Source organism: Tessaracoccus antarcticus (genome assembly GCF_003688855.1).
Lineage (GTDB): Bacteria > Actinomycetota > Actinomycetes > Propionibacteriales > Propionibacteriaceae > Arachnia > Arachnia antarctica.
Map to the genome: position 1 here is coordinate 407,644 of NZ_REFW01000002.1, position 20,679 is coordinate 428,322.

Below are 20,679 nucleotides of genomic sequence, written 5' to 3' on the forward strand. Positions count from 1 at the left end.
GAAGCCTATCCGGAATGGCAGTGGCCGGGCGTGGGGGTGGGGGGTCGGGGATGCTCCACGATTCCCTGCGACGTCCTGCCAATTTCCTTGCTCACCAGCGAAATGGTTCGGCTCGGACCGACAGGGCGGCCTTCTCGCAATGTCGAGTCCTCGCGCACGTGCTGAACGAGGACGACGGCGCAATGGTCGAATTCCCGAACGGGAAAGTCGATTGTGCTGACGCCCTGGCGAAGGATTGATTTCCCGCACAGTTGACATGGATGCAGTCCGCGGTCACGGGAATTATCAGTCCGTCAGGCCCGTGACGCGCATCGTGATGTTGATGCGGCCCTCACGGAGGCCGCATCCAGTGGGTGCCGTGCGTGGCTGCACCTTCGTGATGCCGTGGAACGCGAGGCGTGACGGACCGCCGAACACGAACAGGTCCCCCGACCGCAACTCGATGTCCTCGTAGGGGCGGTTGCGGTTCTCGGAGTTCCCGAAGCGGAACGTGGCGCTGTCGCCGATGGACAGCGACACCACGGGCTCGAGCGTCGCCTCGTCCTTGTCCTGGTGCATCCCCATGCGGGCGTCATCGTCATACAGGTTCACCAGTGCGGTGTCCGGGGTGTAGGTGTCTCCGGACCGGGAGTCACCGGTCGCCTCGACGATCGCACGCCGCCCCAGTCGGAGCATCCAGTCGGGGAAGGCGAGCACCTGGTTACCGTTCACGTCCACGGCGTCCCGGCTGTACTGGTACGGCCGCCAGTGCCACCCGAGGCAGACCGTCTGGACGCTCATCTCGTGGCCGCGGACTGTCGCGCTGCGGATGGGGACGGGGCCGGCCCTCCACTCGTGAAACCTGTCCACGATCCACGCCTGCTGCTCCAAAGTGAGCCAGCCGGGAAGCCAGAACGCTCCCGGACCGAGTGCGCGGGCGGGGCGGGGTGCGTCCTCGAACAGGGCGTCGGTCATCGTGCTCTCCCTCGATCGGTGCCGGGTACATCCGGTGCGATCGCGTCGCATCCACCACGACGGTACCCACCCTCGGCACGGATTGCCCGCATGCGCCCCGTGCATGCCCCGGGGCCTTGAGTAGGCTGAGCCCTGGTACCGCGCCGGGGCGCACATCGACGTCGACGAGTGGGCGGTGCCGGGAAAGGGAATTCATGAGGATCAGGGTGGGGGCCAAGGAGTCCGACGTGTCCGTGGCGCGGGCCGATGACTTGGCCGAGCAGTTGCGGGCCAAGGGGCACGACGTGGAGATCGTCCTGCTGCCTGACACAGGCGACAGGGAGAGCATCGGACAGTTACGGCTCGGCTTGCTGCGAGACGATTTCGATGTGGCCATCCACCGCATGAACCGCATGCCCACCGGGTCCGTGCCGGGTCTGAAGCTGGCTGCCATCCCCGTGCGCGGCGATGCACGCGATGCGTTGTGCGCCCGGGACGGGCTCCAGCTGTCGGGACTTCCGGACGGATCAGTCCTGGCCACCCAGGGTCCGCTTCGCCGAGCAAACGTGCGGCGGTTGCGTGCTGAGATGGACTTCGAGGACCTGAAACCCAGCCTGTCCGTCTGTCTCGACCGCGTTGCAGCTGGCACGCTCGACGGCGTCGTCGCCAGCGCCGCGGACATCTTCGTGATCGGCCGCGAGGAGGCCATCACGGACTACGTGCCGTTCGTCTCGGCGCCCGGGCTGGGCGCCGTCGGATACGAATGCCGGGAGGTGGACACCGATCTGGTGGAGTTGCTGGCCCAGTTCGACGATCAGGACAGCCGTATCTGTGCCATCACCGAGCGTGCCGCCCGCGCTGCTCTCAACGTGCACGAGTCCGTATCCGTGGGTGCGTTTGCACAGCGCAGTGGCCTGCTGACCCTGAAGGTGGAGGTGATTCCGCACGACGGTTCGCAGGGCATGAGCGTGCAGATGGGCATGCCCACCTCCGAGTTCCACGCGATTCGCTGCGGTCAGCGCGCCGCCGAGGCCCTTCGCATGCGCGGCGCCGAGCAGATCGGCCGAGAACAGGCCCCCGTCCACGAAGTCCAGACCGAGGACCGCCCCGTCACCACGGACATCTGCCAGGCCCGCGTACTCGTACCTCGGGAAGAGGGTCGCATGTCGCTCGGACTGCGCGCCCACGGGATCACCGTCGACGCCGTCCCTCTGCAGCGACGCGACGTGCTCAGCGTCAGCAGCACGTTGGAGGGTGCCGATTGGGTGGCGTTCACGTCCCGTCGGGCCGTCGACAGCATCCGGGAGCTGGGGTGGACCCTGCCCCGCGGCGCGAAGGTGGCCGCCGTCGGCCCCGGCACCGCCGATGCCCTCGTGGACCTCGGCTACACCGTCGACCTCGTCCCCACGCAGGGATGGGGCGTCAACGCGCTGCTCGACATCTGGCCCGAGGGCACCGGCAACGTGCTGGTCCCCGGCTCTGCTCTCCTGGCGCCCACGTTCGTGGCGTCACTGCAGGCCAAGGGCTACACCGCCCAACTGGTGCCGGTCTACACCATGAAGGTCGTCGAATCGGCCCCCGCCGAGGTCGTCGAGGCCTGGAAGGACTCCCGCTACGACGCCATCGTCATCGCATCCGGTTCAAGTGCCCTGGCGGTCAGCAGTCTGCTGGGCTGGAATCCTGAGACGGCCGTCATCGCCGTCGGCGACTCCGCAGCGGCGGTGTTGAAGCGCGTGCGCGTCGACGTGGCGGGGGAGACCGGCTCCTACCTGCCGGAGGACACCGTGGAGTTGCTGCGCGGGATCATCGAGCGACGGTCACAGCAGTCCTGATGGCGGGCCTCCCCGACAGTCACTGTCGGGGGGCGCCCGTATGATCATCGCCATGGATGGGACGACCGTCAGCGACCTGCTGCAGATGGATGGCTACGACGCCGTCGTCACGTACAAGGCCATGAAACGATTGCGCCTGCGAATCCTGCCCCCTGATGGTGCCGTGGCCATCTCTGCACCGTTCGGGACCCCCGAACACGTCATCGAGCAGTTCGTGGATCAGCACCACGGCTGGATTCTGCGGACCCGGACGGCCGTACGCCTCCGGTCACCCCGGCCGCAGCGCCTCGACACGGGTGGCAGGGTACGCCTCTGGGGTGCGTGGACCGAACTGGTGGTCGAGGACGCCTCCCGTGCGTACGCCCGCCACACGGACGGCCGGGTCCACATCCTCTGCCCGGATGGTGACGAGGATGCGGCGCGTCGGGCACTCGACGCCCTCCACCGGCGCGAGCTGGAGCCGGCGCTGAAGCGTCTGCTGGAGGAGTGGCAACCCCGCGTGGGACGTCGGGCCGCCGGCATCAGGATGCGCCGCATGACCTCGCGGTGGGGGAGCTGCAACACCGCGACCGCCGTGATCACCTTCAACACGGCCCTTGCAAAATTCCCTCCGGAAGCCCTTGAGTTCGTGGTCGTGCACGAACTGGTGCACCTGCTGGAGCGGGGCCACGGCCCCGTGTTCAAGGCACACATGTCGCGTCTTCTGCCCGACTGGCAGGCCAGGCGGATGCTGCTGAGGGAGGGCCCGTGACGGTCCTCAGCGGTTCCGAGTGGAGGGAGAGTGCCGCAGAGCATGCCGAGCGCGTCGACACCGAACTGGCTGACATCCTCGCTCGTCGCGACAGCGGAACCGCGCACCCCGTGGACGATTTTCTGTTCCACTACTACAGCGTGCGCCCAGCCCAGCTGAGGGTGTGGCATCCGGGCATGGGGGTGGACCTGATGGATGCCCCCGAGTACGCGGACCGCCGGTTCTACAGGGTGCGGGAGAACAGGGCGGTGCTCGACGTCCCGGCGTTCCTCGCGCAGCGTGGCCCCACCGTCGACACCGCGCACACCTTGTTGACGGCGGCACTCGGGCAAACTCCACGCTTCGGGTGTTTCGGCATGCATGAGTGGGCCATGGTTCTGGGTCTGGCGCAGGAGCAAACCAGGCATCCGTATCTGCCGTTGCGCTTCCCGCCCGAGGAGGTGTCGCGGATCGTCGAAGAGGTGGGCTGCCGCTGTTCCCACATAGATGCGTTCCGGTTCTTCACTCCTGCAGCAAAGCCGCTGAACCTGGTGCAGCCGACGCGCGAGCGGCAGGCCGAGTTCGACCAACCCGGCTGCCTCCACGTCAACATGGACTTGTACAAATGGGCTGGGAAGTTGTCGCCGGCAGTGTCCTCGGAGTTGTTGTTCGACACGTTCGTGCTCGCCCGTGACATCCGGGTGGTGGACATGCAGGCCAGTGCTTATGACCTGACCGAATGGGGGCTGGACCCGGTCCGGGTGGAGACGCCGGAAGGTCGCGCCGAATACGCCGACGTGCAGAAAGGGTTTGCTGAGCGGGCCCAGCCACTGCGACGAGAACTCGTGGCCGTGACGCAGGAACTCATCACCATCAGACAACTCGTCCGTTCCTGACGGCCCACGCCGACCACGTGGGAGGCATGATGCTGGCGGTCCCGCCCGGCGCTGGGCGACGGTTACGCGTCCTGCAGTGTGGCGCGGAGATCCTTCGGAGGAGTCCTGTTGAAGTCCGTGCCCGCCAGGCGTTTGCCCGTGACACCGTCCGAGTCACGGGAGGCCAGCCAGACGGCCGCGGGGACAATAACCGTCGGCTCAGACCACGGGGCGTGAGCCTTGATGTGGGCAGGCATCCCGCCGGGACCGAACAGGTGGGTGTCGACCATGCCTCCGGGAGAGAGGCAGTTGACCCGTACCCCGCGTTCCGCTGACTCGGCTGCGGCGATCCGGACCAGCAGATCCACGCTCGCCTTGGTGATGGCATACACCCCGGCGCCGGCCCCGGCCAGCCTCCCGAGTTCGGATCCGATGGCGATGAAGCTGCCCCCTGCGGGCATGACGGGGAGAGCGGCTTTCATGGACAGCCACATCCCCACGGTGTTCACTGCGATGAGGCGCTCAACGACATCGAGTTCGTAGGTGTCGAGCGTCGTCATGCGCTTGTCGGTGATGCCGGGCACCGCAATGCCCGCGTTGGCGACGAAGACATCGAGGCGGCCGAGCCGCTCCAGCGTGGTCTGCACGAGCGCGTTGACGTGGTCCTCCCGGGTGACGTCGGTGGGAATGACCTCCACACGGACGGCCCCCGCCTCACGGCATCGCGCCGCGACGCTCTCCAGATCCGCAACGGTTCTGGCGGCCAGAACCACCGAGGCCCCTTCGGAGGCGAATCCGGTCGCCATGGCTGCACCGAGACCTCGGCTGGCCCCGGTGACCACCACCACTGTGTCCGCGAGCTTGCCCATTCCCCCGACCTCCCGTGCATCGTCGTCAACGAGATTTTAGTCCCGGGTGTGCGACGGCGTGGCGGGCGTGGTCCTGAGAGGAGGACGTGTCGAGTTGCACCGGCGCGACGCAGGGCCCTGGCTGCCTCGTGTGGTGCACGTCCGATGAAGCTGTCAGTCGGGGAGGTCCTGGGTGGCCGGACCCTCCAGGACCTTCCCGTCGGGGGCGAAACGTGAGCCGTGCAGCGGGCAGTCCCACGACTTCTCGGCGTCGTTCCAGTGCAAAATCCCTCCCATGTGGGTGCACACGCCGGAGACCTGGCAGGTCTTCCCATCCACGGTGGACCGCGCCGTCGGTGTCGCTCCCACTCGTCCCACCACCCCCATGCCTTCCGCCGGGTCGCCGTCGGGCAGGGCGTGAAGCTCTGATTGCACCCAGTCCTTCATGAGGTGTGTCCCGACACCCGCCATGATCTTGGCTGTCGAGGCCAATCCTGCGGGCTTGGTCACTCGATGGTCGAGTACGTCGGACCATTCCATGGTGCCGCCAAGAATCTGGGTGCTGATCGACAGGGCTGCAGCCACGGCGTTCGTCATGCCCCACTTGTTGTAGCCGGTGCCCATCCAGATGTTTCCATGACCGCGTGGCATCTTGCCGATGAAGGGAACCCGGTTGAGCGACTGGTAGTCCTGCGATGACCAGGCGTGCGTTCGTTCTGCACCGGGGAAGTGTTCCTGAGTCCACGCCTCGAGGTCATCGACGGCGGCCTGGGTGGAGTCGGAGCGACCCACCACGTGTCCGTTGCCGCCGACGAGCAGCAGTTCATCGTCGCCGGTCGGTGCTGTGCGCAGGCTGCGGGTGGGCTCCTCGGCGTTGAGGTACATCCCCTGTGGCAGCGACGTCGGGGCACCCGGGACCCGGAAGGACAGGGCGTAGGAGCGCAACGGCGTCAGTTTGGCGAAGTACCCACCGCGGTCGAGGACCGGGAAGCCAGTGCACAGGATGAGGTGATCGGCGGTGACGTCGCCACGTGAGGTCTCCACCGTGATCGGTGCGTGGGAGCCCTTGGCGCCGGTCACCCTCACGCCCTCGATGATGACTCCGCCGCGCTCCCGCAGGTCGTCCGCCAGTGCCGCGAGGACCTCCATGGGCTGGAACTGCGCCTGATCGGCCAGTGCAATGGCGCCGGTCACCGCAAAGGGCAGTTCGCTCTCCTCGGACCAGGTGACTTCCAGACCTGCGGCCAGGGCGGCCTCATGTTCCTTCTTCAGGGTGGTTGTCCCGTCGGGGGTGGTGGCGTAGGTGTAGGCGTTTCGCTGCTGGACGGCGACGTCACGCTCAGCCAGGTACTGCAGCAGCCAGGCCTGGGCCTCCCTGTTTCCGTCCACATAGGCGCGCAGCACCTTGTCCGAATGGAAGTGGCGGATCTGGTGGAGGGTGGTGCCCTGGAGGAGGGACAGTTTTCCCGTGGTGTTGCCGGTGGTGACGGCGCCGACGAACCGCGCCTCCAGTACGGCAACGCGGTGCCCCGCACGGGCAAGTTGGGCGGCGGTGGCGAGTCCGGTGAGTCCGCCCCCGGCGACAATGGTGTCGTAGTGGGTGCCCTTCGTGAACTCGTCCGGGGAAGGTGGGAGTCGGTGGGTGGCCAGCCATAGTGAGTCCATCCCTCATCATCGCCCGCGCCCGGGCAGAAGGAGTCGTTTCGGCTATTCAGGTGGGCGTCTCGCCCCGGACGGGGGATTCGGTGGCCCCACCAGCGGGTCATGCCGTCACGAGATCCTTCGCCGGTAGATCCTCGTGGCGGTGACGTGGGCGGCGATCAGGACGCCGACGAGCCAGGCAAGCGCGATCCACATGTCACCGCCTACGGGAGACTGGGTGAACAGAGCTCGGAGGGTGTTCACGATCGGGGTCACGGGCTGGTTCTCAGCGAACCCTGCGACCGGTCCGGGCATCGATTCGGTGGGCACGAACGCCGAACTGATGAAGGGGAGGAAGATCAGCGGGTAGCTGAACGCGCTGGCCCCGTCGATGGTTGTGGCTAAAAGTCCCGCGATCACGGCGACCCATGTCAATGTCAGTGTGAAAAGGATCAGGATGCCGGCAACGGCGAGCCACGCGCCCACGGATGCCCTCGTGCGGAACCCCATGATCAGCGCAACACCGGTGACCACTGCTGTCGAGACCACGTTCGCGGCCACAGAGGTGAGGACGTGCGCCCAGAGCGGGCTTGATCTGGCAATCGCCATGGAGCGGAAGCGTTCACACATGCCGCCCTTCACGCGAGGAACAGCCGGTACGCCGTGTAGGCGATGCCGGAGGCGATGGTGATGAGCAGGATGCCGGGAATCATGTAGTTGACGTAGGACTCGCTGGAGCCGTCCAACCCACTCGTGGCCGAGCCGCAGGGGAAATGGGTGAGCCCTGGCCGACGTAGGCCATCTCAGCGGTGTACAGCTCGACGTCGGTGCCGCAGATCCCGACCCGTTCCACGTCCACCAGGAGTTGCCCGGGCGCAGGGAACGGGGCGGGGACCTCCACCACCTCGGCCCGGCGTGGAGCGGTGACGACGAGCGCACGCATCAGCGGGCTGGGTCGGTGTGGCGGATGACGTGTTGCGTCTGGGTGCCGAGGCGGGTGATGCCGAGGTTCATGACCTCGCCACCCTTGAGGTAGAACTGCGGCGACTGTCCCATGCCGACCCCGGGAGGGGTGCCGGTGTTGATGAGGTCACCGGGCTCCAGAGCCATGAACTGGCTCAGGTAGTGGACGATGAACGTGGGCGAGAAGACCATCCTGGAGGTGGACCCGGTCTGCAGGCGCGTGCCGTCGATGTCGAGCCACATGTCGAGGTCCAGTGGGTCCCCGATCTCGTCGGGAGTGACCAGGTAGGGTCCGGCAGGGTTGAAGGTGGGTGCCGACTTGCCCTTGGACCACTGGCCGTTGCGTTCCAGCTGCCAGGCCCGTTCGCTCACATCATTGACCAGCACGTAGCCGGCGATGGAGGCTGCGGCTTCTGCTTCATCCGCCAGGTACGAACAGTGGCGCCCGATGACGATGCCGAGCTCCACCTCCCAGTCGGTTTTCTCCGAACCCCGCGGGATGACGACGTCGTCGTCCGGACCCACGAGCGTGTTGGGGGACTTGGTGAACAGGATCGGCTCGTCCGGTACGGCCTGGCCAGTCTCGGCGGCGTGGTCGCTGTAGTTCAGTCCGATGCAGAGGATCTGGTGCGGGCGGGCGATGGGCGCGCCGAAACGTCGGCCGTCGAGGGGTTCGCTCCGGTTGGTGGCGATCCGCTCGGCTACCAGTTCACCCAGGGTGGCCAGTGACCCGGAGCGGAAGAAGGCTTCGTTGAAGTCGACGACGACGTCGGACAGATCCACGAAGGTCTCGTCGTCCACCAGGACCCCGGGGGTTTCCCGGCCGATGCTGCCTATGCGTACAAGTTTCATGGTTCTGCGTCTCTTTCCTGTGTCGGCATCAGCCGGTGGGGTTGTTGGGTAGCGCGCCCAGCCGTGGGTCGGCAGACCAGTTGGTCTCAGTCGGCTTCAGGGCCTTCATGCACCCGCTGGATCGGCATCTGCCGACGTTGCCCGGGCTCCATGCACACGTGGAGTCACACGTCATCGCCTTCCGTCAGCGGTCGCAGGACCCGGATCGGGCCACCCCGCGTCATGGCGATGGGCAGTGTGTCTGCCCGCCAGACCGGGTTCCTGATCAGCGCTTCCGGTAGAGGTTCTTCGTCTGGTAGACCGGCTCGCTGGTGACCAGGACGCCAAGGTTGCGAAGGATGCCCCGGTCCACGGGACCGAGGATCACGGCGGAGTGGGCGTCGCAGCCGCGGAGGTGCCGCAGTTCGGCCAGGGCCCGTTTCGCGTGGGGGTCGACGTTGGCGCTGACCGCCAGGGCGATGAGGACCTCGTCGGTGTGGAGACGCGGATTCTTGCTCCCGAGGTGTTGGGTCTTGAGTTCCTGGATCGGCTCGATGGCCTCGGGGGAGAGGAGCTTGACGGAGGGATCGATGCCCGCCAGCGTCTTGAGTGCGTCGAGGAGCATGGCGGAGCATGCGCCCAGCAGGGGTGATGTCTTGCCGGTGATGATGCGGCCGTCTGGTAGTTCGATGGCCGCCGCGGGTGCCTGCGTGCGCCTGGCAACCTTCAGGGCCGGCTCGACAACCGCGCGGTCAAGCTTGCTGATCCCCAGCGAACTCATGAGCAGGGCGATCCGGTCCGACTCGTCGGGTTCCAGCTGGTCGCGTTTCTCCTCCACGAGGGCGGCGAACCATCTCCTGATCACCTCCTGTCTGGAGGCCTCCCTGCACGCCTCGTCGTCGGAGATGCAGGCCCCCACCATGTTCACGCCCATGTCAGTGGGTGACTTGTACGGGGAGGTGCCCAGGATCCGCTGGAACATCAGGTTCAACACCGGGAAGATCTCCACGTCCCGGTTGTAGTTGATGGCCTGTTTCCCGTAGGCGGCGAGGTGGTACGGGTCGATCATGTTGACGTCATCGAGATCGGCTGTGGCCGCCTCGTAGGCAACGTTGACTGGATGGTCCAGAGGCAGGTTCCAGATCGGGAAGGTCTCGAACTTCGCGTAGCCGGAGCTGATGCCGCGTGTGTGGTCGTGGTACATCTGCGACAGGCAGGTGGCCATCTTGCCGCTGCCAGGGCCGGGGCCCGTGACGACGACGACGTCGCGGGTTGTCTCCACGTAGTCGTTCTTTCCGTATCCCTGGTCGCTGACGATGTGGGCGATGTCGTTGGGGTAGCCCTTGATCGGGTAGTGGCGGTACACCTTCAGCCCCAGCTTTTCGAGCTTGCGCTTGAAGGCCCGGGCGTTGCCGTTGTCCTCGGTCATCCGCGAAATGACGACGCTGCCCACGTACAGGCCGTGGGCCCTGAACCCGTCGACGAGGCGGAGGACGTCCTCGTCGTAGGAGATGCCGTGGTCGGCCCGCATCTTGTGGCGGGCCAGGTCACGGGCGCTGATGGCGATGATGATCTCGAGGTCGTCCTTGAGTTCCGCGAGCATCGCGATCTTGTTGTCGGGGGTGAAGCCCGGCAGTACGCGGGACGCGTGAAGGTCATCGAACAGTTTCCCGCCGAGTTCCAGGTAGAGCTTGCCGCCGAACTGCTTGCGCCGGGCGTCGATGTGGTGGGACTGAAGTGCGAGGTACTTCTCGCGATCGAATCCGATCCTGTGCATGCTGTTCCTCCCGGTCCCAGCGGATCATACCGACCGGCCCCCGGAGTCTGCGACGCGCGATCGCCCAAGGAGCGTCGCTCCGCCGTCGTCGGGGGTCAGCGGCGCACGAAACCCATGCACCATCACTCGTGGGCGGTGCACTGCGGGCAATCAGCCACTCACTGGCGTGTGCCGCGGTCATCCAGCAGCACTGGCCCGTACTCTGGGGCCGAAGTGCTGCCCCGCAGCAACCCCCGTCGCGAAGGTTCGGCTGTGTCGCTGTTCTCCCCCCGCCGTATGGGCGCCGTCCTGGCGCCGCTTCTCCTGCTCTGCGTGGCGGCCTGCGCCCCCGCACCTCTGGCGCTGCCCGAGCCGGTGGTGGAGCAGTCGACGGAGCCTGCCTCCTCGGCCGTTCCCACGGCGACGCCGCAGGACGGCACCCCGCCAAGCCCCACGAAGACCGCAGGAGCGAGCCCGAGCACGGGGACACAGGACGGCGAGGGCCCGGAGACGGCCCCCAGCATGAGCGAGTCCCTGACGAGCGTCACGCCGTCGCTGACCCTGCTCCCCGAGGCCATCCTGGCGCCCGGCGATGCCGGCGATGACGTCCGTGACCTCCAGCACCGGCTGATGCAGCTGGAGTGGTACTCCGGAAAAATCACGGACAACTTCGGCGAGCAGACACAACTCGCAGTGGAGGGGTTCCAGACCAAGCGCGGCCTACCAGCGCTCGGCTTCGTCGACGACGCAACATGGGACAGGCTCGTCGAAATGACCAGAACCCCCACACGCGACGAGATGTACAACGTGCTCAAGCCGGGGCCCGCCCTGCTGGCCTCGGGCGCCAGGGGCGAGACTGTGAAGGATCTGCAGGCGCGGCTGAAGCAGGTCGCGTGGTACGACGCGCTGATCGACGGGGTCTACGGAGCGCAGACCCTCGAGGCCGTGACGGGGTTCCAGGGCAAGCGTGGGATACCGGTGACGGGTGAGGTGGATCAGCGCACCATCGACCGCCTGCACGCCATGACGCGCACGCCCACCACCGACGAACTCAACAACGTGGCCCCGAAGCCGAGGACGGAGGGGATGACGCTCGATGACCGCTGCCTCAGCGGGCGGGTGGTGTGCATTTCCAAGAAGCAACGGAAGCTGGCGTTCGTGGTGGACGGCCAGGTGAAGTTGACTATGGACGTGCGTTTCGGCTCGGAGCTGACCCCCACCCGCAACGGTGCGTTCTCGGTGAACTGGAAGTCGAAGAACCACGTCTCCAGCCTGTACAAGACCGCCATGCCCTACGCCCTGTTCTTCTCCGGAGGACAGGCCGTGCACTTCTCCGCGGACTTTGCGGCCAGAGGATACAACGGCTCCTCCCACGGTTGTGTGAACGTGCGGAACAAGGACGCCGTCTCTGCGCTGTTCGACGCCACCTCGGTGGGGGACACGGTGATCGTCTACCCGGGATGACCCGGGGAAGGACAGACCCGGGTCTGATACTGATCAACCGGGGATTCGACTATCGTCATCATCGGCGCACACGCACTTCGGAAGGTTGCTCGTGAACATTGCTCTGGCCATTGGGCTGCAGGTCATAGGGTCGTTTCTTTTTGCCAGTGGGGCGACACTGCAGCACCTCGGCGTCAAGAGCACCTTCGACCCGTCCAGCACAACCTCGTCGAACCGGCTCACCATGAGTGGCATGCTGCGGCTCTTCAAGATCCGCAAGTGGCTCCTCGGCCTGGTGTTCGTGTTCAGCGGCGCCGCACTGCACCTGTTCGCCCTCAGCATGGCACCGGTGGCAGTCGTCCAGCCCGTCGGAATCCTCGCGGTTCCGTGGTCGGTGCTGCTGGCCGCCAAGATCCACGGGCACAAGGTGCCCTCCCGGATCTGGACGGCGGTGTCGGTGACCGTCCTGGGCGTCGTGGGCTTCACCGTCTTCTCGTCGCTGTTCGCCAAAGGGGACACGCCGTTTGAATTCGCCCCCATCCTCATCTCGTTCGTCGTTGTTCTGCTGCTGTGCGCAGTCCTCTCGGGGTTTGCTCTCAAGGCTCCGGGCTGGTCCAAGGCCATGTTGTGGTCGTCTGTGGGCGCCATTTTCTACGGTCTGGCCTCGGGCATGATGAAGGCGGCCATGAACCTGGTGCAGAGCCACGGCTTCTCGCTGACGCACTGGCGGGTCCTGGCCGTGATCGGGTTCATGCTGGCCTGCTATGCCCTCGGCGTGTGGATGATCCAACAGGGATACGCCTCCGGGCCCGCCGAGATCACGGTGGGCACCATGACGACGGTGGACCCGTTCGTGGCCGTCGTCTTCGGATTGGTCGTGCTGGGTGAGGGCTACGGGATGGGCATCGGGCCGGGCATCGGCATGGTCGTCTCGGGTGCGGTGGCCGTCTACGGCGTCGTGCTCCTATCCCGAGACCATCCGGATGCTGTGGAGGAGCGGCGAAAGGCTGCGGAGGACGCCGCGCAGGCACTCGCCGCCGCCCATGCCCTGAAGATGGGGGAGCGGTCTCCCGGTGTCCACCGGGAGGACTCAGTCGGGGATGGGAAGCGCGGTCAGCGCGGCACCGAATCCTGATGCCAGCACCAGCGTGCTTTTCGCCCTCACCACGGAAAACTCCACCGTGCCCGTGAACGGCTTCCCTGAGGCGGCAACAGCCAGCTCGGAATTGAGCGGGTCGGCCACCTCCAGCGTGGAGTTGGTGAACATGTAGAGGGAGAAGCTGCGTTCGCCCTGCCCCTCGTCCAACGTGATCTGGTACGTGATGCTCAGGCCTGTGTCGGTCCACTCCTGCGACAGGATCTCGAACAGGCCCGTGCCATTGCCCTCGAACGGAATGGAGGTCCCGCCCGTCGCTGCGGGTACAGGGCTGGCGCCTTCCGTCACAGCCGCGCTGGGGGAGGCCGAGGGGGTGGGATCGGTGGGGGTGAAGCTGCCGGTGAGTTGCAGCACGAGAACCAGGACGACGATGGTTGCGACGATGCCCACACCCCAGCCGAGGGTCTTCCTGGTGAACCGCGGCGGCGGCTCGAACTGGTCGATGCCCGGGGCGGGAGCGGGTGTCGTCGGCTGACCGAAGGGCTTCTGGGGATCACGCGCCTGCGAGTCCCGGTAGCTCTGGGGACTCCATCGGGCGTCGGGCTGGGCCCACGGCGACTGGTCAGGGGGGCCGGGTCTCGCGCCGTTGCCCTGCGAAGGTCTGTTGCCCTGCGGAGGGCCGTTGCCCGGGGGCGGCGGCCACTGTTGGTTGCTCATGGTGGGCCCCACGATACCCATCGATGGTGGGCATCCGCGGCAGCGTCTTCTCCACACTGCACCCACCGTCCTGGCGATCCCGCGGGCACGCCGACCAAGGTGCCGTCCATGAGCACCGAGATCACACGACTTCACGGCACCACCAGCGCGGACCTGCTAGCCATACCCGTCATCATGTTGGGGTTCCATCCACGGGAATCCTGTGTCGTCCTGGGCGTGCGGGGCACAAGGGTCGAATTCTGCGCGCGGATGGACCTGGACTGGTTCACCAACGACTTCAGGTTCGGTGAGGTGGTGGACCAGTTGGAGAACGCCGTGATCAGATGCGCCGGTTGCCGCGTGGCCGTCCTCGCCTACACCGCGGATCCCGAGGCGGGCTCGCTGGCGGTGGAGGAACTCGTTGCGGTGCTCGGTGAGGAGATCGTCGCCGAATCGTTGGTCACCGATGGCGACCTGTTCTGGTACGTGCATGCGGGGATGCTGGCACCCCCCGGCGGCGTCTCCTACTCCTACGCCTCCAGTAACTTCGCTGCACAGGCCGTGTACTCGGGGGTCAACGTTGACACCTGCCGTGAGGAAGCCGTGCAGGCAGTCCGGCCACCGGAGCCCGCCTCCCTCGTCGCGCGCTGTCCGGGAGCGGGCTGGCAGCCGCGCAGAGACTTGCCGCCCTGTCCGCGGATGAACGAATGATGCTGTTGTCCCGACACGTGGCGTGCGACGACCAGCCGGGATCCGACCCCACGGAACTGGCACTCCTGCTGCAGGATGAAGAACTGTTCGGGGAGGTGCTGGCCCAACTCAGCACCAGCAGTGCCGAGCGACTCCGGCCCCGCCTCGCCGCAGCACGCCGGGTCAGCGACGACACTGTGGCCCCCAATGTTCTGGCCCTGCTGGTCCTGGCGTGCTGGCTCGACGGGGAGGGTGCGCAACAGAGCGACTGCCTGGGGCAGCTCGAATCCCTGGACCCGTGCCACCCCCTCATGCCGTTGCTGGTGGCCATGCACCACAAAGCGGCGCCGCCGGGCATCTGGGACCTGTGACCCCCCTGCCCTACCAAGCCGTGGCTTGGCCGTAGAGTGTCGCCATGCGATTCGTGGTGTGCGGTGAGGCCTTGGTGGACATGCTCCCGGCGGAGGTGGTGTCCCCGGCAGAGACCCGGTGGACGGCCCTGGCGGGGGGCGGGCCCATGAACACGGCCGTGGCGCTCACGCGCCTCGGGGAGGACGTCCAGTTCCTCGGCCGGTTGGGTGGCGATGCGTTCGGCCGACAGATCGAGCGCTGGCTGGACGCCAACGAGGTGGGCACCGAACTGATGGTGCGTACGGACCAGGCCACGTCGATGGCCGTGGTGTCCCTCGACGACGACGGCAAGGCCCAGTACACGTTCCACTTCGACGGCACCTCGAACTTCGGATGGCGTCCGTCTGAGCTGCCCGCCCTCTCCGAGGACGACTGGCTCCACTTCGGGTCCATCGCCGCCGTGGTGGGTCCCGGTGCGAAGCCGTTGCTCGATTTCGTGGCGGCGACGCCGGCCACTGTCAGCTACGACATCAACGTTCGCCCCAGTGTGCAGCCGGACCGCAGCGCCTACTTCCATCACGTCGCAGATCTCATGGCGGCCGTCGGATCAGGTGGGGGAATCGTCAAGGCCAGCGACGAGGACATCAACTGGCTCGTCGACGACGACGATCCGCTGTCCTACGCGGAGGCGTGGGCAGCCGAGTACGGACTCTCGATGTTCGTGGTGACTCTCGGCGCCGACGGCGTGGCTGCTGTCAAGCCTGACGGCCGCCACGCACGTGTTCCCGGATACCAGGTGGAACTCGTCGACACCGTCGGTGCCGGTGACACGTTCATGGCGGGATTCCTCAGTGCCTACGCGGATGACCCCATGGACGTCGAGGCAGCCCTCACACGGGGGGCCGCGGCCGCCGCGCTGGTGTGCAGCCGCAAGGGTGCCAACCCCCCCACCTCAGCGGAGCTCGAGGCGTTCCTCGCGCGCTGACGCGGTCGTCGGGGTGGCCGGTGGGCGACTGTATATTGAGCGGGCGTGTGTGCGTGCGTACGCGAGATCAACCAAGGAGCATTCGTGACCCAGGACGTGGACCAGACGTCAAGAAGCTTCGACCGGGTGCAGGCCCAGGAGAAGTGGCAGGCATTCTGGGAGGAGGACGAGACCTTCCGCCCGCGGGACGACGGCAGCCGTGAACGCCGCTACGTCCTCGACATGTTCCCCTACCCGTCCGGCGACCTTCACATGGGCCACGCCGAGGCCTACGCCATGGGCGACGTGCTCTCCCGGTTCTGGCGCTTGCAGGGCTATGACGTCATGCACCCCATCGGCTGGGACTCCTTCGGGCTGCCCGCTGAGAATGCCGCCATCAAAGCCAACACGCACCCCGCCACCTGGACGTACAACAACATCGAGACCCAGGCGCGGTCCCTGCGCCGCTACGGTCTGTCGCTGGACTGGTCGCGACGCCTCCACACCTCCGACGAGGAGTACTACCGCTGGACACAGTGGCTGTTCCTGAAGTTCCGTGAGCGTGGCCTTGCCTACCGCAAGAACTCGTTCGTGAACTGGTGCCCTTCTGATCAGACGGTGCTCGCCAACGAGCAGGTCGTGGGTGGCTTCTGCGAACGATGCGGCGCGGAGGTGACCAAACGCAAGCTGAACCAGTGGTACTTCAAGATCACTGACTACGCCGAGCAGCTGCTGGATGACATGTCGCAGCTGGAGGGCGGCTGGCCGGACCACGTGCTGGCGATGCAGCGCAACTGGATCGGACGCTCGGAGGGTGCCCACGTCAAGTTCACGGTGGATGGCCGCGACGAGCCCATCACCGTGTTCACCACGCGTCCGGACACCCTCTTTGGTGCCACCTACATGGCCGTGGCGCCAGATGCGGCACTGGCCTCCGAGCTGGTCTCCGACGATCAGCGACCCGCCTTCGAGGCGTACGCGGACAAGGTGAAGAAGCAAACCGAGATCCAGCGGCAGTCCACGGACCACCCCAAGACCGGCGTCTTTCTGGGCGTGTACGCCACCAACCCCGTCAACGGCAAGCAGGTTCCCATCTGGGCGGCGGACTATGTGCTGGCCGATTACGGCACGGGCGCCATCATGGCTGTCCCCGCCCACGACCAGCGCGACCTCGACTTCGCCCGCACCTACGACCTTCCCGTGGTCACCGTGCTCGACGTCGATGGCACTGACCCGGCGGAGACCGGCATAGCCACCGTTGGGGACGGCGCCTACCTGAACTCCGGCCTGCTCAACGGCCTGACCGACAAGGCCTCGGGCGTGTCCAGGATCATCCAGGAGCTCGAAGCCGACGGTGCCGGCACAGGCACCATCCAGTACCGGCTGCGCGACTGGCTGCTGTCACGCCAGCGTTTCTGGGGCTGTCCCATCCCCATCATCCACTGCGGGAAGTGCGGGGATGTCCCCGTTCCCGAGGAGCAGCTGCCCGTCCGGCTGCCGGACATGCGCGGTGCCGCCCTGTCACCCAAGGGCACCTCCCCGCTCGCGTCCGCCACGGACTGGGTGAACGTTGCCTGCCCTGCGTGCGGCGGGCGCGCCACCCGCGACACCGACACCATGGACACGTTCGTGGACTCGTCCTGGTACTTCTTCCGCTACTGCTCACCCCACTACACCGAGGGTCCGTTCGACCCGCAGGCGGTGGCCGACTGGATGCCGGTGGCGCAGTACGTGGGTGGAGTGGAGCACGCCATCCTGCACCTCCTCTACATGCGGTTCTTCACCAAGGTGTTGCGCGACATGGGTCTGGTCTCCTTTGACGAGCCCATGCAGCGCCTTCTGAACCAGGGTCAGGTCATCAACGCGGGCAAAGCCATGAGCAAGTCCCTCGGCAATGGTGTGGACCTCGGCAAGGTGATTGACGAGTTCGGCGTCGACGCTGTCCGGCTCACCATGGTGTTCGCAGGCCCCCCCGAGGACGACATCGACTGGGCCGAGGTGTCCCCGGCGTCGTCGCTGAAGTTCTTGCAACGTGCGTACCGGATCGCCGCGGACGTCACGTCCGGGGTGGATGCCGACCTCAGGAACGGTGACCAGACCCTGCGACGTCAGACCCACAAGGCCATTGCCGAGATCACCACCCTGGTGGAGTCGGGCCGCTTCAACGTGGCGATCGCCCGCACCATGGAGATGGTCAACGCCACCCGCAAGGCCATCGACGGGTCGGCGGGCGGGGCCGACCCGGCCGTCCGCGAGGCCGCTGCGTTCGTGGCGCAGTCGCTGAGCCTCGTGGCACCGTACGTGGCGGAGGAGATGTGGGAGACGTTGGGTCTGCCGCCCTCGATCGCCAACAGCACCTGGCCCACGGCCGACCCCGCCCTCATGGTGGAGGACTCCGCCACCATGGTGGTGCAGATCCAGGGCAAGATCCGCGGCAAGATCGAGGTCCCCGCTGACATCGATGAGGACACCGCGCTGGAACTGGCACTGGCGGATCCGGGCGTGAAGCGCTCGCTGGATGGCCGCGAGGTGGTCAAGGTGATCGCACGCCTGCCCAAGATGTTGAGTCTGGTGCCCGGAAAGTAGCCCCCCAGCACGAGTCACAGGCCGCCGCCGGGACACTGTCCCGGCGGCGGCTTGTCCACATCAGGTGCCGTTCCTGGCGACGGGGCCTCCCTGCCGCCCAAGGTGGTGGGCATGAGCCCAGGGACCCGAGCCAGCTTCGACGAGGAACTGGCGCGGGCACGCCTCGCGTTCATCAGCGCAGGTCAACAGCCTCTCGGCGCCCCCCGGCGGGCTGCCACCCCGCCGGAGCGTCCCGCCCCACCTCCACCTGAGGACTCCGAGGCGGCTCCGGCGGGCATCCCCCCGGGGCATTCCGGTGATCCAGCCGGGGTGCGCATCTTCGACAGGTTCTCCCTCACCACACGACAGGCAGCAGCGGTGCTTGTCCTGCTGCTCTGCGGTGTGGCCGTGACTGTCCTGGCGCTGGGCCGAAGTTCCGCGAGTCAACTTCCCATCCCGCAGGAACCGGTGGTGTCGCCCTCCGTGTCCAGCGCCGGTCCCAGCCCGGGCCCCAGCCCACCGCCGCCGGTGCGGGTCCACGTTCTGGGTGCCGTGGTGTCACCCGGCGTCGTGACCATTCCCGCAGGTGCAATCGTTCAGGACGCAGTCCTTGCAGCTGGCGGGCTCCGGCAGGATGCCGATCCCGCCGAGCTCAATCTCGCTGCCCCCGTCAGCGACGGACAGCAGGTGATCGTCGGCACCACGGCCGCACCCCGGGGCGAGGTGAACCACCAGCCTGGGACCACGCTCTCCAGCGAATCCGGAGGCCCCCTGAACCTCAACACGGCCACGGCATCCCAGTTGGAGGACCTCCCGGGGGTGGGCCCTGTACTGGCCTCAGCGATCCTCGCATGGCGGGAAGAGCATGGAGAATTCACCTCGGTGGCAGAACTGCAGGAAGTCTCCGGGATCGGCCCCAAGAGCTTCGCCAAGCTGGAACCCCTGGTGACCTTGTGAAGCCGCAGGACTGGCGCCTCGCGCCGCTGGCTGCGGCAGCGTGGGGTGGTGCCTGGCTGGGGTCTTCAGGGTGGCGGCCCGGTTGGGCCCCGGTGCTGGCCGCCTGTGCTGCGCTCCTGGTGGTGGCTGTCGGAGCGCATGTGGGCAATCGCAGGTGGATGGTGCTGGTGGTGGTTGTACTGGTGGTGACCACCGTCTTGACGGTTCTGCGCGCCGGCAGCCTCCAGTCCGCAGCCCCCGCCCAGCTTGCTGCACAGTCCGCCGCGGCCACCGCAGTGGTCAAACTCGTGGGGGAGCCGTACTCAAGGACGGACGAGGGGCGTCGGCTGAAGGTGGCCGTCGCCCGGGCCCAGCTCAACGAGTTGCGTGCCCGCGGGGTCACCATCACCACGTCGCAGCCCATCGTGATCTTCGCCTCCGGCGGACTTGCCGAGGAGTTTGTCGCCGCTGCACCCGGTGGCACGTACGAGGTGCATGGAGTTCTGGCACCAGCGGAGCCGGGCTCTGCCGAGGCGCTGGTACTGCGCGCCCGCTCGTTGTCATCCCAACTGGCGCCCCCCGGGCCCCTCGACACCCTGGTCAACGGCTTGCGCATCGGACTGCGGGACAGCACGGCCCACTCCCCGCCGCTGCAGGCGGCGCTGGTGCCGTCGCTCGTGGTGGGCGACAGATCGGACATCACCGATGCGATGGATGCCCAGTTCAAGGCCACATCCCTGTCCCACCTGATGGCGGTCAGCGGATCGAACCTGTCGCTCATGCTCGTGGTGCTGCTTGCCCTCACGCGTGCCGTTGGTGTGCGGGGCTGGTGGGTCCGTGTGGTGGCCATGGCCGGGGTGGCGATGTTCGTGCTTGTCTGCAGGGGAGAACCATCCGTGGTGCGCGCCGCTGCCATGGGGCTGGTGGCCGTGTCCGCGACGGGGGCGGGCAGAGGCCGCCGCAGCGTACGGAACCTGTCCCTGGCCGTGTTGTGCCTGATGCTGGTGGACCCGTGGCTGTCACGGACGTGGGGGTTCGCGCTGTCGGTGGCGGCCTGCTCCGGGATCGCACTGTGGTCGCCCGGTTGGGTGGAAGCCCTGTGCGCGTGGGCGCCCCGGTGGGTGGCGGAGGCACTGGCCATCCCCTTGGCGGCGCAACTCGCCACGCAGCCGCTGATCGTTGCACTCTCTGGTCAGGTCTCGGTGATCGGGGTCCTCGCCAACGCACTGGCCGGCCCCTTCGTCGGTCCGGCGACAGTACTGGGCCTTGCCGCCATGTGCACCGCCTTCCTGCCGGTGGTCTCGGTGTCGCTCGGGTGGCTCGCCGGCTGGTGCGTGCAGCCCATCATCTGGGTGGCCCAGTTCGGCGCCGCGCTGCCGTCGGCGGCCTGGTCCTGGCCCGCGACGCCTGTGGGGGTGGGGCTTTCCGGGGCTGCGTGTGTGCTGGCGGGGTCACTCGTGGTGCACGCGCTGCGTCGACGTATCACCACGGTGGCCCTGCTGGCAGTTCTGATCGTGGGCTCCCTCCTG

17 protein-coding genes and 1 pseudogene are annotated in these 20,679 nt (G+C 67.1%); 11 read left to right on the forward strand and 7 right to left on the reverse strand.

Annotated features, from left to right (window positions below; genetic code table 11):
* Positions 1 to 285 precede the first annotated feature (285 nt).
* A complete protein-coding gene (locus EAX62_RS09230) occupies positions 286 to 954 on the reverse strand; it encodes an alpha-ketoglutarate-dependent dioxygenase AlkB family protein (protein ID WP_199711223.1) in 669 nt (222 codons plus the stop codon).
* Positions 955 to 1,148: 194 nt separating this feature from the next.
* Between EAX62_RS09230 and EAX62_RS09235 the strand changes: the two genes are divergently transcribed.
* From EAX62_RS09235 to EAX62_RS09245, 3 genes are read left to right on the forward strand one after another with little or no spacing between them, the layout of a single operon-like run.
* The gene (locus EAX62_RS09235) at positions 1,149 to 2,765 is read left to right on the forward strand and encodes a uroporphyrinogen-III synthase (protein WP_121901385.1); all 1,617 of its coding nucleotides are present in this window, start codon (positions 1,149 to 1,151) and stop codon (positions 2,763 to 2,765) included.
* A 52-nt stretch (positions 2,766 to 2,817) separates the two neighbouring features.
* A complete protein-coding gene (locus tag EAX62_RS09240) occupies positions 2,818 to 3,516 on the forward strand; it encodes a M48 family metallopeptidase (protein ID WP_158600610.1) in 699 nt (232 codons plus the stop codon).
* The gene (locus EAX62_RS09245; RefSeq protein ID WP_199711224.1) at positions 3,513 to 4,391 is read left to right on the forward strand and encodes a 3-methyladenine DNA glycosylase; all 879 of its coding nucleotides are present in this window, start codon (positions 3,513 to 3,515) and stop codon (positions 4,389 to 4,391) included. The genes EAX62_RS09240 and EAX62_RS09245 overlap by 4 nt, the downstream gene beginning before the upstream one ends.
* Before the next feature lie 62 nt (positions 4,392 to 4,453).
* Here the strand turns inward: EAX62_RS09245 and EAX62_RS09250 are convergent, their stop codons facing one another.
* The 5 genes from EAX62_RS09250 to EAX62_RS09270 all read right to left on the reverse strand — a co-directional run bounded on the left by EAX62_RS09250 (position 4,454) and on the right by EAX62_RS09270 (position 10,430).
* The gene (locus tag EAX62_RS09250; protein ID WP_121901388.1) at positions 4,454 to 5,239 is read right to left on the reverse strand and encodes an SDR family NAD(P)-dependent oxidoreductase; all 786 of its coding nucleotides are present in this window, start codon (positions 5,237 to 5,239) and stop codon (positions 4,454 to 4,456) included.
* 153 nt (positions 5,240 to 5,392) lie between these two features.
* The gene (locus tag EAX62_RS09255) at positions 5,393 to 6,883 is read right to left on the reverse strand and encodes an FAD-dependent oxidoreductase (RefSeq protein ID WP_121901389.1); all 1,491 of its coding nucleotides are present in this window, start codon (positions 6,881 to 6,883) and stop codon (positions 5,393 to 5,395) included.
* A 105-nt stretch (positions 6,884 to 6,988) separates the two neighbouring features.
* Positions 6,989 to 7,489: an ABC transporter permease gene (locus tag EAX62_RS09260; RefSeq protein WP_325048809.1), complete on the reverse strand. Its 501-nt coding sequence runs from the start codon at positions 7,487 to 7,489 to the stop codon at positions 6,989 to 6,991.
* 312 nt (positions 7,490 to 7,801) lie between these two features.
* Positions 7,802 to 8,674, reverse strand: a complete 873-nt coding sequence (locus EAX62_RS09265) for a fumarylacetoacetate hydrolase family protein (RefSeq protein ID WP_121901390.1) — start codon at positions 8,672 to 8,674, stop codon at positions 7,802 to 7,804.
* Between the two features lie 265 nt (positions 8,675 to 8,939).
* On the reverse strand, positions 8,940 to 10,430 hold the full coding sequence (locus EAX62_RS09270) for a DUF1846 domain-containing protein (protein ID WP_121901391.1): 1,491 nt from the start codon (positions 10,428 to 10,430) through the stop codon (positions 8,940 to 8,942).
* A gap of 252 nt (positions 10,431 to 10,682) precedes the next feature.
* Between EAX62_RS09270 and EAX62_RS09275 the strand changes: the two genes are divergently transcribed.
* Both EAX62_RS09275 and EAX62_RS09280 read left to right on the forward strand, forming a co-directional pair.
* Positions 10,683 to 11,873 carry a L,D-transpeptidase family protein gene (locus EAX62_RS09275; protein WP_233557879.1) on the forward strand — a complete coding sequence of 397 codons (1,191 nt, stop codon included), beginning with the start codon at positions 10,683 to 10,685 and terminating at the stop codon, positions 11,871 to 11,873.
* A gap of 91 nt (positions 11,874 to 11,964) precedes the next feature.
* A complete protein-coding gene (locus EAX62_RS09280; protein WP_121901392.1) occupies positions 11,965 to 12,987 on the forward strand; it encodes a DMT family protein in 1,023 nt (340 codons plus the stop codon).
* Here the strand turns inward: EAX62_RS09280 and EAX62_RS09285 are convergent.
* Positions 12,943 to 13,665, reverse strand: a complete 723-nt coding sequence (locus EAX62_RS09285; RefSeq protein WP_147454071.1) for a hypothetical protein — start codon at positions 13,663 to 13,665, stop codon at positions 12,943 to 12,945. The two genes, EAX62_RS09280 and EAX62_RS09285, sit on opposite strands and share 45 nt — an antisense overlap.
* 108 nt (positions 13,666 to 13,773) lie before the next feature.
* Here EAX62_RS09285 and EAX62_RS09290 point away from each other — a divergent pair, with 108 nt between their 5' ends.
* The 6 genes and pseudogenes from EAX62_RS09290 to EAX62_RS17525 form a co-directional block, all read left to right on the forward strand.
* Positions 13,774 to 14,355, forward strand: coding sequence for a DUF4192 family protein (locus EAX62_RS09290; protein WP_121901394.1), 582 nt, complete (start codon positions 13,774 to 13,776; stop codon positions 14,353 to 14,355).
* On the forward strand, positions 14,352 to 14,705 hold the full coding sequence (locus tag EAX62_RS09295) for a DUF4192 family protein (protein ID WP_147454072.1): 354 nt from the start codon (positions 14,352 to 14,354) through the stop codon (positions 14,703 to 14,705). Before EAX62_RS09290 ends, EAX62_RS09295 begins: the two co-directional genes overlap by 4 nt.
* 44 nt (positions 14,706 to 14,749) lie before the next feature.
* Positions 14,750 to 15,670, forward strand: a complete 921-nt coding sequence (locus tag EAX62_RS09300; RefSeq protein WP_121901396.1) for a carbohydrate kinase family protein — start codon at positions 14,750 to 14,752, stop codon at positions 15,668 to 15,670.
* Positions 15,671 to 15,766: 96 nt separating this feature from the next.
* Entirely contained in the window at positions 15,767 to 18,235 is a 2,469-nt protein-coding gene (gene leuS, locus EAX62_RS09305) for a leucine--tRNA ligase (protein WP_407703325.1), read from the forward strand.
* 111 nt (positions 18,236 to 18,346) lie between these two features.
* Positions 18,347 to 19,171 (forward strand): helix-hairpin-helix domain-containing protein, encoded by an 825-nt coding sequence (locus EAX62_RS09310; RefSeq protein WP_121901398.1) that lies wholly within the window; start codon positions 18,347 to 18,349, stop codon positions 19,169 to 19,171.
* 158 nt (positions 19,172 to 19,329) lie between these two features.
* Positions 19,330 to 20,589 (forward strand): annotated as a pseudogene (locus tag EAX62_RS17525) (ComEC/Rec2 family competence protein); the annotation flags it as partial.
* Between the last annotated feature and the right edge of the window lie 90 nt (positions 20,590 to 20,679).